Genomic DNA, 15,636 nt, shown 5'->3' with positions numbered 1-15,636 from the left:
TACGATCTCCTTTTGTGAAGCCACTGTTTTACCAAACCGTCAAAATTTAGCAATCTATTAACACACTCTCTGAGCGATCCAGCGCGTGATCTCTTTCAACGCTTTGTCAAAATTCTGGTACACCGGGCTGAATGGCACTTCAAGCAGTTTGCCATCGGAAGATGACGAGGTGATTAAACGCGACTCTTCCTCCGGGCTGAACGGATCGTTTTTCCAGAATCCGGAGAGCATCGGCGTAGGACACCGCCGCCCCAGTAACCCCTGCGTTTTAAGGGAGTAACGATTAAGCTCCACGCGCAACGCTTCGTCTGATGCATCATGCATGCCAAGACGGCTCGCCAGCACGTCCAGATACATCTCAGGCACGCTGCCCTGCCGCACGGGATCGCTGAGCAGGGCATGGACGACCGGGCCAAGACAGGCGACCGCTTTCAGGCGGGAGGATTCAAGGTAGGCCAGACGCACCGCGACGTTGGCCCCGAACCGGAAACCAAAGGCTGCCACGCGGGTATGATCAACCCATGGAATATTTTCCAGCGCTTTCAGCGCATGCTGGTGCAGCAGGCTCGAGTCCTGCGTCAGTTTCCACTTGGTTGAGAAACCGATTGAGGGCATATCCAGCGTCAGCATGGCGATCCCTTTTGGTGCAAAGTAGCGCTCAAACAGGCTGAAGTAATCAATCTGAAGCGAATCGAGGCCGCCACACATCAGCACCGTCGGGAATGGTCCCTCGCCTTCCGGCATATGCAGGAAGCCGGTTACGGACGCTCCCCCGGGGATGGTAAATTCAAGCTCGCGCATGCGGCATGACAGCCGCTGAGCCGCTTCTTCGTAGGCGCGATTGGCCAGCGCCTGAGCCTGCTCGGCCAGTTCATCCCCCTTGAGATGGGGATAGGCGGCAATGCTGTAGAGGTTTGAGGCGTGCAGCCAGTGCTGGCCGCTGAGCGTGGCATCCTCTTCCTGGCTGGCTTTTTGCTGCCAGAGCATCGCCTGTTTAGACCACTCATAGATCCAGTTGCCGCCGCGATAGCCAACGACCGTATCGTACAGTTCGCTGTCGGTGCGTTCGGCCTCGCTCATCACGATGCGCGCCTGCACTTCGAGGATTTCACGGGGATCGATACCGCGCCAAATCCACATCAGACGGTTGATCATGCGATACCAGTGGGGGACATTTTTGCCGTCTAACGCAGACTGCACTGAAGGCATGGTGCCAGGGTTAAACCGGCGCACCAGCGTCGACGTCTCAGGATGTTTGAAACGGGGTTTGAAAAGAGTCTCAGTGAGATTCGCCTGCGTCATTGCGTTGCCTCCATGGATACGTCATTAAGAGACCATTGTAACGCGGCAGAGGCTAAAAAGAACAACGCCCGGCATGGCCGGGCGTGTAAAGTTACGTACTGGAATTAGCGGCCTGAAATAGGCGGTACAAAGACCACACCCATATCCCATGGCTGTTCAATCCAGGTATCCTGCGGGATATCAATCACGTAATCATCCACCAGCGGGCGACCAGCCGGCTTCGCGAAGATGGTCACGAAGTGAGCTTTCGGATACATTTCGCGGATAGCCACCGCGGTACCACCGGTATCCACCAGGTCATCAATAACGATGAAGCCTTCACCGTCGCCTTCTGCGCGTTTCAGCACTTTCAGCTCGCGCTGGTTGTCGTGGTCATAGCTGGAGATGCAAACGGTATCGACATGACGAATACCCAGCTCACGTGCCAGCAGCGCCCCCGGTACCAGACCGCCACGGCTGACGGCAATAATGCCTTTCCACTGTTCGGAAGGCATCAGACGCGCAGCCAGCTTGCGTGCGTGAATCTGCAACATGTCCCAGGTGACGACGTATTTTTCGCTCATGTGAAGTGTCCCAGCCTGTTTATCTACGGCTTAAAAAGTGTTCAAGGGGGAAATAGGTTGCGCGAGATTATAGAGATCTGACGCACTAAAAACCAGTGTTTAGCGCCCTGAGCCTGAGTTTTTACATGCTTAATGCTACCAGCAACCAGAGAAAGTGGTATTCTCAGTTTCATCTCGCAAGCCCGACTTGTGGTAACTATTAACCTGCTAACCCTGTGTCCTGCATCATTGTTTGCAGCGCACCGACAAGGAGACTTATCGTGTCTGAACTGTCTCAATTATCGCCACAGCCGCTGTGGGATATTTTTGCCAAAATCTGCTCCATTCCGCACCCGTCCTACCATGAAGAACAATTAGCCGAACACATTATGGGCTGGGCGAAGGAAAAAGGCCTGCACGCCGAGCGTGACCAGGTGGGCAACATCCTGATCCGTAAACCTGCAACCGCAGGGATGGAAAACCGTAAACCGGTTGTGCTGCAGGCGCACCTGGATATGGTTCCACAGAAAAACAACGATACCGTTCACGACTTCACCAAAGATCCTATTCAGCCGTACATTGATGGCGACTGGGTGAAAGCGCGCGGCACCACCCTTGGCGCGGACAACGGTATTGGCATGGCCTCTGCGCTGGCCGTGCTGGCAGACGACAGCGTTGAGCACGGCCCGCTGGAAGTGCTGCTGACCATGACCGAAGAAGCGGGCATGGACGGTGCGTTTGGCTTACAGGCGAACTGGCTGCAGGCTGACATCCTGATCAACACCGACTCCGAAGAAGAAGGTGAGATCTACATGGGCTGTGCGGGCGGGATTGATTTCATCTCTACCCTCCCGCTCTCCCGCGAAGCCGTTCCTGCGGGCTTCGAGACCTTCAAGCTGACGCTGAAGGGGCTGAAAGGCGGCCACTCCGGCGGCGATATTCATTTAGGCCTCGGCAACGCCAACAAACTGCTGGCGCGCTTCCTGGCAGACCATGCGGCTGACCTGGATCTGCGTCTGGTGGATTTCAACGGCGGTACGCTGCGTAACGCGATCCCACGTGAAGCCTTCGCCACCGTGGCCGTGCCTGCGGCAAAAGCAGACGAGCTGAAAAAACTCGCCAGCGTTTATCTGGATATCCTGAAAAACGAACTGTCTGAGAAAGAGAAAAACCTAAACGTGGTGCTGGAATCTGTCTCTACAGATAAAGCCGCGCTGACCGCACAGTCACGCGACAGCTTCATTCAACTGCTGAACGCCACGCCAAACGGCGTGATCCGCAACTCCGACGTCGCGAAAGGCGTGGTAGAAACCTCTCTGAACGTGGGCGTGGTCACCATGAGCGACGAGAGCGCAGAGATCATCTGCCTGATCCGCTCGCTGATCGACAGCGGTAAAGAGTATGTGGTGAGCATGCTGGAATCTCTGGGTAAACTGGCTGGCGCGAACACCTCCGCGAAAGGCAGCTACCCGGGCTGGCAGCCGGATGCCACCTCTCCGGTGATGGCGCTGGTACGTGAAACCTATCAGCGTCTGTTCAACAGCACGCCGAATATCCAGGTGATCCACGCGGGTCTGGAGTGCGGTCTGTTCAAAAAACCGTACCCGAACATGGACATGGTTTCCATTGGGCCAACCATCACCGGGCCACACTCCCCGGATGAGCAGGTTCATATCGAAAGCGTGGGCCACTACTGGACGCTGCTGACGGAACTGCTGAAGGCGATCCCTGCGAAGTAATTAGTCGTTTGATGCCCGGTGGCGCTTCGCTTGCCGGGCCTACGATTGATACACGCTACAACCCTAATACCAACTGCCGCTCCAGCTGCGGATCCAGCAGCGTAACGTGCACCCCCACCAGCCGAACCCCTCGCCCTGCCCGCCGCTCTTCCCACGCTTTTTTTGCCGTAGCGATAAGATCGTCTTTATTCAGCCGGGGCCAGACGTGTTCCTGGGTGGTCTGCTGGAAATCGTTGAACTTGAGCTTGATGCCCTGACGGGCAATCAGCAGATCCGGTTTTACCTTCGCCAGACGTCGTTCCAGCTCGGGATAGAGCTGATCGGTAATAATGGCTTCGCAATCTGACCAGTCGTGAATATCTTCTATCAGCGTGCGCTCGACCCCGACGGATTTACGCAGCCGTTCGCTGTTCACGTCGCGATCGTCAATCCCCTGGCTGCGCTCCCACAGCACGCGGCCAAATTTGCCAAAACGCTTGAGCAGCATCGCCAGATCGCTGCGCTGCACGTCTTCACAGGTCCGTAATCCCATGCTTTCAAGCTTGGCGGCAGAGACTTTCCCCACGCCGGGAATTTTACCGAGCGGCAGGGTTTTCAAAAACGCCGGGACCTCTTCAGGGGTGATGACGTACTGACCGTTGGGCTTATTGAGATCGGACGCGATTTTCGCCAGGAACTTCACCGGCGCGATGCCTGCCGATGCGGTCAGGTTTAGCTCGTCTGAGATGGTCTGGCGGATCTCCTGCGCCATCAGCGTGGCTGAGCCGTGGCAATGCAGGCTGTCAGTGACATCAAGATAAGCTTCGTCCAGCGAAAGCGGCTCAATCAGCGAGGTATAGCGGGAAAAAATTTCCCGTATGTGGGCGGAGGCTTCTTTATAGGCGTCGAAACGCCCCGGTAAAAGGGTGAGATGAGGGCACAGCTTCAGCGCCATTGCCGTAGGCATTGCGCTGCGTACGCCAAATTTGCGCGCAGGATAGTTGGCGGTACTGATGACGCCACGCTGGACGCGGCTTCCGCCTATCGCGATAGGGATATCCCGTAGCGCCGGATTATCACGCATCTCTACCGCAGCGAAAAAGCAGTCCATATCGACATGGATTATTTTGCGCATAGTAAACCCTCACTCATCACTGGATAAGTATACAGTAAACATAAGCAAATTGAGAAGCGTCCGTGACGCGAGCAGCGTCTGCACACTTTATAAAGGAAAACTAATGTGTAAACTAACAGCTTCGCTATTGCGAAAATCTATAGCGATGATAATGTGAGCGCTCCTGTCCAGAATAATCTGATTTCGGGTCTCTTTTGCCGTCCTGGCAAGTTGGTCATGGTTTTATCAAGGAACAAGTAGTATGCGTAAAATCGCATTATTCATTGCGATGCTTCTGATTCCGTGTGTGTCGTTTGCCGGGCTGCTCAGCAGCAACAGTTCAACCACACCCATCAGCAAAGAATATAAACAGCAGTTAATGGGATCCCCGGTTTATATTCAAATCTTCAAGGAAGAGCGCACTCTCGACCTGTATGTCAAAATGGGCGAGACGTATCAGCTGCTTGATAGTTATAAGATTTGTAACTATTCAGGGGGCCTTGGACCAAAACAACGTCAGGGCGACTTCAAGAGTCCGGAAGGGTTTTACAATGTTCAGCGTAGCCAGCTAAAACCTGACAGCCGTTTCTATAAAGCGATTAACATCGGTTTCCCGAACGCCTTCGACCGTGCCCACGGTTATGAGGGTAAATACCTGATGATCCACGGTGCCTGCGTGTCTGTCGGCTGTTACGCGATGACCGATACGGGCATTGATGAGATTTTCCAGTTCGTGACCGGCGCACTGGTCTTTGGTCAGCCGAACGTGCAGGTGAGCATTTATCCGTTCCGCATGACCGATGCCAACATGGCACGTCACAAATACTCTTACTACGCGGATTTCTGGAAACAGCTGAAGCCGGGTTACGACTACTTTGAGCAGACCCATAAGCCGCCGGTTGTTTCGGTTGTGGATGGGCGTTATCTGGTCAGCAAACCGCTGAGCCACGAAGTCGTCCACCCACAACTGGCGTCAAACTACACGGTCCCCGAGGCAAAATAACGCCCACTCGCCTGGCATAATCTTTTGCCAGGCTTCGTTGCCCGTCAGCGGCTGCGTCGCGATCACGGTGACCACATCGTTCGGCGTGGTCTCCTTCTGAAAATCTATCTCCACATCCTGATCGAGCAGCGTGGCTACGCCAAACGGCGCACGGCGGGTGATCCAGAACAGGTTCGTCGAACAGTACGCCATCACGTAGCGCCCGTCAGACAACAGCATGTTGAATACCCCTTTCTCGCGCAATTCTGTCGCCAGTAACGCAATGTATTTGAACACCGCGGCCATGTTGCCCGGCGTGCGGGGATAGCGTTCCGTCAGCTTGTGCAGCAGCCAGCAAAACGCTTTTTCGCTGTCGGTTTCTCCGACCGGGCGGAAATTGCCCGTTTCAAGCGATTTATAGCCCGTCAGTTGGCCGTTGTGCGCGTAGGTCCAGTTGCGGCCCCACAGCTCGCGGGTAAAGGGATGCGTGTTTTCCAGCGCCACTTCGCCGCGATTTGCCTGACGAATGTGGGCGATAACCGAGTGGGATTTTATCGGGTAATCCTGCACCAGTTTGGCAATGGGCGAGTTGAAGCTGGGTTGTGGATCTTTAAACGTGCGACAGCCTTTGCCTTCGTAGAAGGTAATGCCCCAGCCGTCTTTATGCGGCCCGGTTCCCCCACCGCGCTGTACCAGCCCGGTGAAGCTAAAGCAGATATCGGTTGGCACATTGGCGCTCATCCCGAGCAGTTCGCACATACATCACCTCCACAACAGCGGGGGCAGCGCCCCAATGGATATGCCCCCCGCGAAGTCTTACTTAACCATCTCTTTTTCGATCAGCTGGATCAGGATGTGGATCACTTTGATGTGAATTTCCTGAACGCGATCTGCATAGCCGAAGTGCGGAACACGAATTTCGATATCGGCCGTACCGTCCATCTTACCGCCATCTTTACCGGTCAGGGTGATGACTTTCATCCCTTTTTCACGCGCGGCGGCGATCGCTTTGATCACGTTTGCGGAGTTACCGGAGGTCGAAATCCCCAGCAGCACGTCGCCTTCACGGCCTACCGCCTCAACGTAGCGGGAAAAGATGTGGTCGTAACCGAAGTCATTGCCTACGCAGGAGATGTGGCTCACGTCGGAAATCGCAATCGCCGGGTAGCCCGGACGGTTTTCACGATAGCGCCCGGTCAGCTCTTCTGCGAAGTGCATGGCATCACAGTGGGAACCACCGTTACCGCAGGAGAGCACTTTACCACCGGCTTTGAAGCTGTCGGCCAGCAGGACCGCAGCGCGCTGAATCGCGTGAATATTGGCATCATCTTTCAGAAAATTAGCCAGCGTTTCCGCCGCTTCGTTCAGTTCGTTACGAATAAGATCCTGGTACATGAGGATAATCCTTCAGTATTGATGAGATAACAGGATGGAGTGTACCGGATACCACTAAAAGCGAGAAGCTAAAGCCTTGCGAAACATCCGGCGTTTTGCTTTTTCGTGCCGGCTTAACCGCGAACAATGTGAACCAGGTTGTAATTATTTTGTAAACACATTGCTAAAGGAATTCACATCAACTACAACCATATCATCACAAGTGGTCAGACCTCCTACAAGCAAGGGAGCTTTTCGTTATGATGATTTTGAGCATTATCGCAACCGTTGTTCTGCTCGGTGTGTTGTTCTATCACCGCGTCAGTCTCTTCCTCAGCAGCCTGATCCTGCTGGCCTGGACGGCAGCGCTTGCCGTAGCAGGGCTTTGGAATATCTGGCTTTTAGTTCCGTTGGCCCTCATCCTTCTGCCGCTTAACCTGGTGCCGATGCGTAAGTCGATGATCTCCGCGCCGGTATTCAAAGGCTTCCGCAAGGTGATGCCACCGATGTCGCGTACAGAGAAAGAGGCGATCGACGCGGGCACCACCTGGTGGGAAGGCGATCTGTTCCAGGGCAATCCAGACTGGAAAAAGCTGCACAACTATCCGCAGCCGCGCCTGACCGCAGAAGAGCAGGCCTTTATCGATGGTCCGGTGGAAGAAGCGTGCCGTATGGCGAACGACTTCGCTATCACCCATGAGATGGCCGACCTGCCTCCTGAACTGTGGGCTTACCTGAAAGAGCATCGCTTCTTCGCGATGATCATCAAGAAAGAGTACGGCGGTCTGGAATTCTCCGCTTACGCTCAGGCGCGCGTGCTGCAGAAGCTGGCGGGCGTCTCCGGGATCCTGGCGATCACCGTGGGTGTGCCAAACTCTCTCGGCCCGGGCGAACTGCTGCAGCATTACGGTACTGAAGAACAGAAAGATCACTATCTGCCGCGTCTGGCACGCGGTCAGGAGATCCCGTGCTTCGCCCTGACCAGCCCGGAAGCGGGTTCCGACGCCGGTGCGATCCCGGATACCGGCGTGGTGTGTATGGGCGAGTGGCAGGGCGAGCAGGTGCTGGGCATGCGCCTCACCTGGAACAAGCGTTACATCACCCTGGCCCCTATCGCTACCGTGCTGGGCCTGGCGTTTAAGCTCTCCAACCCGGAAAAACTGCTGGGCGGCGAGGAAGATCTGGGCATTACCTGTGCGCTGATCCCGACCTCTACCCCGGGCGTTGAAATTGGCCGTCGCCACTTCCCGTTGAACGTACCGTTCCAGAACGGTCCAACCCGTGGACAGGATATCTTTGTGCCGATTGATTACATCATCGGTGGCCCGAAAATGGCCGGTCAGGGCTGGCGTATGCTGGTGGAGTGTCTGTCCGTCGGTCGCGGTATTACCCTGCCGTCAAACTCAACCGGTGGCCTAAAATCCGTGGCGATGGGGATTGGTGCTTACGCGCATATCCGCCGTCAGTTCAAAATTTCCATCGGCAAGATGGAAGGTATCGAAGAGCCGCTGGCGCGTATCGCAGGCAATGCCTACGTAATGGACGCCGCCGCATCGTTGATTACCTACGGCATTATGCTCGGCGAAAAACCGGCCGTGCTGTCGGCGATTGTGAAGTACCACTGTACCCACCGCGCGCAGCAGTCAATCATCGACGCGATGGATATTGCGGGCGGTAAAGGCATTATGCTCGGCGAAGGCAACTTCCTGGCGCGCGGCTATCAGGGCTCACCGATTGCGATTACCGTGGAAGGGGCAAACATCCTGACCCGCAGCATGATGATCTTCGGCCAAGGGGCGATCCGCTGCCATCCTTACGTGCTGGAAGAGATGGCTGCTGCGCAGAATAACGACGTGGATGCCTTTGATAAGCTGCTGTTCAAACATATTGGCCATGTGGGCAGTAACGAGGTTCGCAGCTTCTGGCTGGGCCTGACGCGCGGCCTCACCAGCGCCACGCCAACCGGTGACGCAACAAAACGCTACTATCAGCACCTGAACCGCCTGAGCGCGAACCTCGCCCTGCTGTCGGATGTGTCGATGGCGGTGCTGGGCGGTAGCCTGAAACGTCGCGAGCGCATCTCTGCCCGTCTGGGTGATGTGCTGAGTCAGGTATTCCTGGCCTCTGCGGTCCTGAAACGTTACGACGATGAAGGTCGTCATGAAGCGGATCTGCCGCTGGTACACTGGGGCGTACAGGATGCGCTTTATCAGGCTGAACAGGCGATTGACGATCTGCTGGCAAACTTCCCGAACCGCTTCGTGGCGGGCGCGCTGCGGGTGGCTATCTTCCCGACCGGTCGCCATCATCTTGCGCCATCCGACCTGCTGGACCACAAAGTGGCGAAGATCCTGCAAATACCGAGCGCGACCCGCTCCCGTATTGGCCGCGGTCAGTATCTGGCACCCACGCCGCATAACCCGGTCGGTCTGCTTGAAGAAGCGCTACTCGACGTGATGGCCGCCGACCCGATTCACCAGAAGATCTGCAAACAGCTGGGCAAAAACCTGCCGTTCACGCGTCTGGATGAGCTGGCGAAACAGGCCCTGGCCGGCGGCATTATTGATAACAATGAAGCCGCCCTGCTGGTGAAAGCCGAAGAGAGCCGTCTGCGCAGCATCAACGTGGATGATTTCGAGCCGGACGAGCTGGCGACGCAGCCGGTAAAGCTGCCGGAGAAGGTCCGCAAACCTGAAGCCGCTTAACGCGTTTCGCTTCCCTAAACCCCGCCTCGCGCGGGGTTTTTTATTGCCACATTTTCCCGTAATGACGTGCTACAGTGTCAAAAAGCGGTCTTGTGAGGAGTCTGAATCGTGCCAGGTTTGAAGCTTTCTATTTTGCAGCAACCTTTAGTGTGGATGGATGGCCCTGCCAACCTGCGCCACTTCGATCGTCAACTGGAAGAGATTACCGGGCGCGATGTGATTGTCCTGCCAGAGATGTTCACCACAGGCTTTGCGATGGAAGCGGCGAAACAGTCGATGCCGCAGGATGACGTCATGGCCTGGATGCACGCCAAAGCCCGTCAGACCAACGCCCTGATTGCCGGTAGCGCCGCACTGCAAACCGAGCGTGGGGCGGTTAACCGCTTCCTGCTGGTTGAGCCAGAGGGGAACGTGCATTTCTACGATAAGCGCCATCTGTTCCGCATGGCGGATGAGCACCATCATTACGAGGCGGGTAACGAGCGCGTGGTGTTCGAGTGGCGCGGGTGGCGCATCCTGCCGCTGGTCTGCTACGACCTGCGCTTCCCGGTCTGGTCGCGCAACCGCGACGATTACGATCTGGCGCTGTACGTCGCTAACTGGCCTGCCCCGCGTTCCCTGCACTGGCAGGCGCTGCTGACGGCGCGCGCCATTGAGAACCAGGCCTATGTGGCGGGCTGTAACCGTGTGGGTACCGATGGCAACGGGCATCATTATCGCGGCGACAGCCGGGTGGTTAACCCGCAGGGTGAGATTATTGCGACCGCCGAGCCGCATCAGGCGACGCGCATTGATGCGGAGTTGTCGCTGACGGCGCTGAAGGAGTATCGGGAGAAGTTTCCTGCGTGGCAGGATGCGGATCCGTTTAGCATCGGGTAAAAAAAAGCCGGGTGGCGGCTACGCCTTACCCGGCCTACAAATGCTGCTCGCGCGTTTAACTCACCAACGCCTGTCCGTCTTTACGGCTCTCCGTTGCCGCCACGTAATGCCCCTCCGGCATCCGGTAAATCACCTGCGCACCGCCAAAGTTATAATCCTGCAGCGGATCTTCCACCACAATCTGATGCCCCCGCTCGCGCAGGGCGGCAATGGTATTGCGGTCGAACGTCGACTCGACGATCACTTCCCTGCCCTGCACTACGCGCCACCGCGGGGCATCAATTGCCGCCTGCGGGTTTTGGCCGTGCAGCATAATGCGCAGCGCCATCTGCATGTGTCCCTGCGCCTGCATCGGCCCGCCCATCACGCCGAATGACATCAGCGGTTTGCCGTTTCCGTCCATCGCAAAACCGGGAATGATGGTATGGAACGGACGCTTGCTGCCGGCCAGCGCATTGGGGTGTTTTGGATCCAGCACAAACCCACAGCCCCGGTTTTGCAGGCTGATCCCCGTGTCCGGCACGACGATCCCCGAGCCAAAGCCCATAAAGTTTGACTGAATAAATGAGACCATCATGCCGCTGGCATCAGCCGTACTCAGGTAAACCGTGCCGCTCTGGGTCGGTGAACCGTAGACAAAATCAGAGGCCTTATCCTGATCGATAAGCGCCGCGCGCGCCTTGAGATAATGGTCGCTCAGCAGTTCTTTCGCCGCGAACTCCATATGGTCTTCATCGGCAACGTAGCGATCGAGATCCGCCAGCGCCAGCTTCATCGCCTCAATGGCGAGGTGCAGCCCCTGCACAGAATCCGGGTGATGCTGCTCAATACCGCACTGCTCCAGAATGCCGAGCGCAATCAGCGTGGCGATCCCCTGGCCGTTCGGCGGCAGCTCCTGTACCGAGCCACCGGCAAAATCGCGCGATAGCAGGTCCACCCAGTCCACGCGATGGTTTGCCAGATCTTCGGTTGTCAGGTGTGCGCCATGCTCTTTGGCGAAAGCGGCGATTTTTTGTGCCAGCTCGCCATGGTAAAACGCTTCGCCGTTGGTTTTGGCAATCAGTTCCAGCGAGTTCGCCTGGGCCGGGTTACGGAAGATTTCCCCCACGCGCGGCGCGCGGCCTTGCGGCGCAAAACAGGCGCTGAAACCCGGCTGGTCTTTCAGCTTGTTGTAGCCACGCTGCCAGAGATGGCCAATCAGCGGGGAGACGGGAAAACCGTTGCGCGCATACTCAATTGCCGGCTGCGCCAGCGTGGTGAGCGGCAATGTACCAAAACGTTCCGCCAGGGCAACCCAGCCCGATACCGCGCCCGGCACCGTAACGGCGTCCCAGCCAATTTCCGGCACGGCGGTTTTCCCGGCAAACAGATCGGCATGCCAGCTGGCAGGCGAGCGGCCCGACGCATTCAAACCGTGAAGCTTTTCTCCGTCCCAGACGATAGCAAACGCATCGCTGCCGATGCCGTTGCCGGTTGGCTCGACGACAGTTAACGCCATGGCCGTTGCCACCGCAGCATCCACGGCGTTACCGCCCAGCTGGAGCATACGCATACCCGCCTGCGCCGCCAGCGGCTGCGAGGTTGCAACGGCATTGTGGCCCAGCATCGGCGGGCGGCGTGAAGCGTAACCGGACGTAAAATCAAGCGCTTTGGTCATCATGACTCCTTAGTCGTGGCGCGGATCGAGCGCATCGCGCAGCCCGTCGCCGAGTAAATTAAAGCCCTGCACGGCAAGAAAAATCGCCACGCCGGGAAAAATAGACATCCACGGCGCTTGCTCAAGGAAACCTTTGGCGGTGTTGAGCATCGAGCCCCAGGACGGGTTCGGCGGCTGCTGTCCCAGCCCCAGAAACGACAGGCTGGCTTCGGCGATGATCGCCGAGGCAATCGCCAGCGTGGCCTGCACCAGAATCGGCGACATGACGTTGGGCAGTACGTATTTGATGATGATCCAGCGATCCGGCAGACCAATCGCCCGTGCACCGTCGATGTACTCTTCGTTGCGAATGGCGATCACCTGGCCGCGCGTCAGGCGGGCGAAGATCGGCATCGCCGAGAGGCCAATAGCGATCATCGCGTTGGTCAGGCTCGGGCCTAAAAATGCCCCGAGCGCGATCGCCATGATCAGAAACGGACAGGCCAGCAGCGCTTCAATAAAGCGTGAGATCACGCCATCCCACATCTTCTGGAAGTAGCCTGCCACCAGCCCCAGCGGCACGCCGATAACCACAGCGATGACCACCGACATACAGCCGGCCATCAGCGAGGTTCGCGCTCCCCAGATAATGCGCGATAAGATGTCGCGCCCCAGCTCGTCGGTGCCAAACCAGTACATCGCCGACGGCGCTTTGCGCACCGCCAGGAAGTTGGCTTTCACCGGGTCGAACGGGGCGATCCACGGCGCCAGCAGCGCCACCAGCACGAAGAAGCCCACCACGACCGCGCCGATCACCGCGCTTTTATTGGCAAGGAATTTTGTTAACACCCGGCTCTTCGCGCGTGGCAGCGCAGGCGCAACGGTTTGAGTTGTCAGTTCCGCCATCGTTAACCTCGCATTTTCGGGTTGATAAGCACGTAGAGCACGTCGGCCAGAAGATTGAGCATCAGGAAGCCGATCGCCACGATCAGCACCACGCCCTGCACCACCGCATAGTCGCGGTTGAATACCGAGTCGACGATCATCTTGCCAAAGCCCGGAATGGTGAAGACCTGCTCGGTCAACACCGCACCGCCCAGTAATTCACCGAACAGCAGCGTGGTCAGGGTGATCACCGGCACCAGCGCATTGCGAAAGGCATGCTTTAAGATCACGGCGTTTGGCAATAGCCCCTTTGCCCGTGCGGTGCGGATATAGTCCGCTTTCAATACCGCGATCATAGAGGCGCGGGTATGGCGCATCAGCGTGGCGGCCAGCCCCGTACCGAGCACGGAGGCAGGCAGCAGCAGCGTGCGCAGGTTCTGGATCGGATCTTCACTGAACGGCACATAGCCGGACGCAGGCAGCCACTGCAGGTTGACCGAGAAAACCAGAATCAGCAGGATACCCAGCCAGAAGTGCGGGATCGAGATCCCCGAGATCGCCACGAAATTCGCCCCGTGATCGACCCAACTGTTTTTGTTTACCGCCGCGAGGATCCCCATGCTGATGCCAAACACCAGCGCGATGATCATCGCCAGCAGCGACAGCTCCAGCGTCACCGGCAGCTTGCTGGCGATCAGCTGCGTCACAGGCTCGTGAGTGCGCAGGGAGACGCCAAGGTCGCCCTGCAGCGCACGCGTCAGCCAGTTGAAGTACTGCACGGGGATCGGCGCATCCAGGTTAAGCTCGGCGCGCAGCTGGGCGATCACCGCCGGGTCGCGCTCCTCCCCGGCCATGGCGATCAGCGGGTCGCCGGGCAGCAGCTTTTGCAGCCCGAACACCATCATGCTCACCAGCAGCAGAGTGGGGATCGCCAGCAGCAGACGTTTGCAAATCAGTTCCAGCATGGGTTCTCCTCAGGGCGTTTATTTTGCCAGCGTCAAACCGGCCAGACGCACGATGCCGTCCGGGTAAGGTTTAAAGCCCTGCACGCGCTTGTTCAGACCAAAAATGCGCGGTTCGAAGTAGAGGTAAGCGATCGGCATGTCGGTCTGAAGCTGCTTGACCACATTGTTGTACAGCGGCTGGCGCGCGGCCTGATCGGTGCTCTGGCGCGCCTGGGTCAGCCATTCATCCACTTGTGCATTGCTGTAACGCCCGTCGTTAAGCGTGCCTTTGCTGTGAACAAAGCCGTAGATGCTGCCATCCGGATCCGGACGTCCCGACCAACCGGAGAAGCTCAGCTGATAATCACCGCTCTGCTGACGGTCAAGCAGCGTGGCGAACTCGGTCATTTGCAGATTGAGGGTAAAGCCCGCCTCCGCCACCATCGCCTGTAAAACCTGGCCGACCTGCTGGGAAATCGGGTTATTTGGCACCAGCAGATTGACGGTCAGCGGCGTGGTAACGCCTGCGGCTTTCAGTAACGCTTTGGCTTTATCGACGTCGCGCGGCGGCACCGGCAGGTTGACGTGATACGGGCTTACCGGCGAAAACGCCTGGTTGGACGGGGTGTAAAGACCTTCAAAGACCACCTGGTTTAACGCATCGCGGTCAATGGCCTGAGAGAAGGCTTCGCGCACGCGCGCATCCTTGAACGGATCGTTGGCCGGCACCTTGCCATTGTTAATGTTGAAGGTAATGCCCTGATAACCCAGACCGGTCACCTTCGCCAGCGCCAGCTTGCTGTCGGCCTCAACGGTTTTAACGTCGCTTGCGGCAATCCCTTCGGTCAGGTCAAGATCACCCGCGCGCAGGTTGGCCAGGCGCACGGAGGCATCCGGGATCGGCAGATAGATGATTTTGTCGAAGTGGTAGGCGTCTTTATTCCAGTAGTTGTCGAAACGCGTCAGAACAATACGATCCTGGGACACGCGGCTGTCGAATTTATACGGCCCCGAGCAGACGGGATGCGCGGCAAAATCCGGTTTTTTCGCCGCGTCTGGCGCCATCATCGCTCCGGCGCGATCGGTCAACTGCATCAGCAAAGCGGCATCAGGGGTTTTCAGGTGCAGGGCAATCTGCAGTGGACCCGTCACCTCAACCGACTCCACGGAGGAGATTTCACTTTTACGCAGCGAGCCTTTTAACGTCAGGGCGCGGTCGAGGTTGTATTTAGCGGCTGCCGCGTCGAATTTTTCCCCGTCGTGGAAAGTCACCCCTTCACGCAGATTCAGGGTCAAGGTTTTACCGTCATCGCTCCAGGCCCAGTCTTTCGCCAGCCCCGGTACCACTTTCAGATGCTCATCGACGTCCACCAGCCTGTCGCACAGGGAAGCAAAAACAAAACGACCGTAATAGGTGCGCGCCAGATGCGGATCGAGCATGTCCGGATCGGCACCCAGACCAATTCGCAGCACGCTTTCAGACTGGGCGGGCAACGCCGCGCCTAACAACATGACACTTCCCAGTACGGTCAAAAAAGAGTTACGCATTGTCATT

Annotated in this window: 13 protein-coding genes; 4 read left to right on the top strand and 9 right to left on the bottom strand. The window is 57.4% G+C overall.

The genetic code is table 11. The annotated features are described in order from the left end of the window. Positions 1–57: 57 nt before the first annotated feature. Both frsA and gpt read right to left on the bottom strand, forming a co-directional pair. Positions 58–1,302 carry an esterase FrsA gene (gene frsA, locus ACWKX3_RS10295; RefSeq protein WP_101738188.1) on the bottom strand — a complete coding sequence of 415 codons (1,245 nt, stop codon included), beginning with the start codon at positions 1,300–1,302 and terminating at the stop codon, positions 58–60. A 104-nt stretch (positions 1,303–1,406) separates the two neighbouring features. Beyond that, positions 1,407–1,865, bottom strand: a complete 459-nt coding sequence (gene gpt / locus ACWKX3_RS10290; RefSeq protein WP_003863205.1) for a xanthine phosphoribosyltransferase — start codon at positions 1,863–1,865, stop codon at positions 1,407–1,409. A gap of 260 nt (positions 1,866–2,125) precedes the next feature. On the opposite strand from gpt, the gene pepD reads away from it, so the two are divergent. Then, a complete protein-coding gene (gene pepD / locus ACWKX3_RS10285) occupies positions 2,126–3,583 on the top strand; it encodes a cytosol nonspecific dipeptidase (RefSeq protein ID WP_454541700.1) in 1,458 nt (485 codons plus the stop codon). 55 nt (positions 3,584–3,638) lie between these two features. On the opposite strand, the gene dinB is transcribed toward pepD, so the two are convergent. Beyond that, on the bottom strand, positions 3,639–4,697 hold the full coding sequence (gene dinB / locus ACWKX3_RS10280; protein ID WP_006176793.1) for a DNA polymerase IV: 1,059 nt from the start codon (positions 4,695–4,697) through the stop codon (positions 3,639–3,641). 241 nt (positions 4,698–4,938) lie between these two features. On the opposite strand from dinB, the gene dpaA reads away from it, so the two are divergent. Then, on the top strand, positions 4,939–5,679 hold the full coding sequence (dpaA, locus tag ACWKX3_RS10275) for a peptidoglycan meso-diaminopimelic acid protein amidase (RefSeq protein ID WP_006176792.1): 741 nt from the start codon (positions 4,939–4,941) through the stop codon (positions 5,677–5,679). Here dpaA and ACWKX3_RS10270 read toward each other — a convergent pair. Continuing rightward, positions 5,650–6,417 (bottom strand): class II glutamine amidotransferase, encoded by a 768-nt coding sequence (locus ACWKX3_RS10270; protein ID WP_006176791.1) that lies wholly within the window; start codon positions 6,415–6,417, stop codon positions 5,650–5,652. The genes dpaA and ACWKX3_RS10270 overlap by 30 nt on opposite strands. A 57-nt stretch (positions 6,418–6,474) precedes the next feature. Next, the gene (gene lpcA, locus ACWKX3_RS10265; protein ID WP_003863232.1) at positions 6,475–7,053 is read right to left on the bottom strand and encodes a D-sedoheptulose 7-phosphate isomerase; all 579 of its coding nucleotides are present in this window, start codon (positions 7,051–7,053) and stop codon (positions 6,475–6,477) included. A 239-nt stretch (positions 7,054–7,292) separates the two neighbouring features. Here lpcA and fadE point away from each other — a divergent pair, with 239 nt between their 5' ends. Further along, positions 7,293–9,737, top strand: a complete 2,445-nt coding sequence (gene fadE, locus ACWKX3_RS10260) for an acyl-CoA dehydrogenase FadE (RefSeq protein ID WP_454541699.1) — start codon at positions 7,293–7,295, stop codon at positions 9,735–9,737. Positions 9,738–9,845: 108 nt separating this feature from the next. Next, positions 9,846–10,616: an amidohydrolase gene (locus ACWKX3_RS10255; protein WP_102891389.1), complete on the top strand. Its 771-nt coding sequence runs from the start codon at positions 9,846–9,848 to the stop codon at positions 10,614–10,616. Positions 10,617–10,671: 55 nt separating this feature from the next. Here the strand turns inward: ACWKX3_RS10255 and ACWKX3_RS10250 are convergent, their stop codons facing one another. The 4 genes from ACWKX3_RS10250 to ACWKX3_RS10235 are packed head-to-tail and all read right to left on the bottom strand — an operon-like array spanning position 10,672 to position 15,635. Continuing rightward, positions 10,672–12,273, bottom strand: coding sequence for a gamma-glutamyltransferase family protein (locus ACWKX3_RS10250; RefSeq protein ID WP_042320753.1), 1,602 nt, complete (start codon positions 12,271–12,273; stop codon positions 10,672–10,674). A gap of 9 nt (positions 12,274–12,282) precedes the next feature. After that, the gene (locus ACWKX3_RS10245) at positions 12,283–13,158 is read right to left on the bottom strand and encodes an ABC transporter permease (protein WP_058609354.1); all 876 of its coding nucleotides are present in this window, start codon (positions 13,156–13,158) and stop codon (positions 12,283–12,285) included. A 2-nt stretch (positions 13,159–13,160) separates the two neighbouring features. Further along, the gene (locus ACWKX3_RS10240) at positions 13,161–14,102 is read right to left on the bottom strand and encodes an ABC transporter permease (RefSeq protein WP_006176784.1); all 942 of its coding nucleotides are present in this window, start codon (positions 14,100–14,102) and stop codon (positions 13,161–13,163) included. 18 nt (positions 14,103–14,120) lie between these two features. Further along, on the bottom strand, positions 14,121–15,635 hold the full coding sequence (locus ACWKX3_RS10235) for an ABC transporter substrate-binding protein (RefSeq protein WP_400402332.1): 1,515 nt from the start codon (positions 15,633–15,635) through the stop codon (positions 14,121–14,123). Between the last annotated feature and the right edge of the window lies 1 nt (position 15,636).

The sequence above is a fragment of the Enterobacter sp. UPMP2052 genome, assembly GCF_053709675.1.
This window is presented reverse-complemented; position numbering and strand designations above follow the sequence as displayed.

What these genes read in the sequence shown, in the direction of transcription:
- frsA (WP_101738188.1), bottom strand. Translation starts at nt 1,302, where the DNA reads ATGACGCAGGCGAATCTCACTGAGACTCTTTTCAAACCCCGTTTCAAA.
- gpt (WP_003863205.1), bottom strand. Translation starts at nt 1,865, where the DNA reads ATGAGCGAAAAATACGTCGTCACCTGGGACATGTTGCAGATTCACGCA.
- ACWKX3_RS10245 (WP_058609354.1), bottom strand. Translation starts at nt 13,158, where the DNA reads ATGGCGGAACTGACAACTCAAACCGTTGCGCCTGCGCTGCCACGCGCG.
- ACWKX3_RS10270 (WP_006176791.1), bottom strand. Translation starts at nt 6,417, where the DNA reads ATGTGCGAACTGCTCGGGATGAGCGCCAATGTGCCAACCGATATCTGC.
- ACWKX3_RS10250 (WP_042320753.1), bottom strand. Translation starts at nt 12,273, where the DNA reads ATGACCAAAGCGCTTGATTTTACGTCCGGTTACGCTTCACGCCGCCCG.
- lpcA (WP_003863232.1), bottom strand. Translation starts at nt 7,053, where the DNA reads ATGTACCAGGATCTTATTCGTAACGAACTGAACGAAGCGGCGGAAACG.
- dinB (WP_006176793.1), bottom strand. Translation starts at nt 4,697, where the DNA reads ATGCGCAAAATAATCCATGTCGATATGGACTGCTTTTTCGCTGCGGTA.
- fadE (WP_454541699.1), top strand. Translation starts at nt 7,293, where the DNA reads ATGATGATTTTGAGCATTATCGCAACCGTTGTTCTGCTCGGTGTGTTG.
- ACWKX3_RS10235 (WP_400402332.1), bottom strand. Translation starts at nt 15,635, where the DNA reads ATGACAATGCGTAACTCTTTTTTGACCGTACTGGGAAGTGTCATGTTG.
- ACWKX3_RS10240 (WP_006176784.1), bottom strand. Translation starts at nt 14,102, where the DNA reads ATGCTGGAACTGATTTGCAAACGTCTGCTGCTGGCGATCCCCACTCTG.
- dpaA (WP_006176792.1), top strand. Translation starts at nt 4,939, where the DNA reads ATGCGTAAAATCGCATTATTCATTGCGATGCTTCTGATTCCGTGTGTG.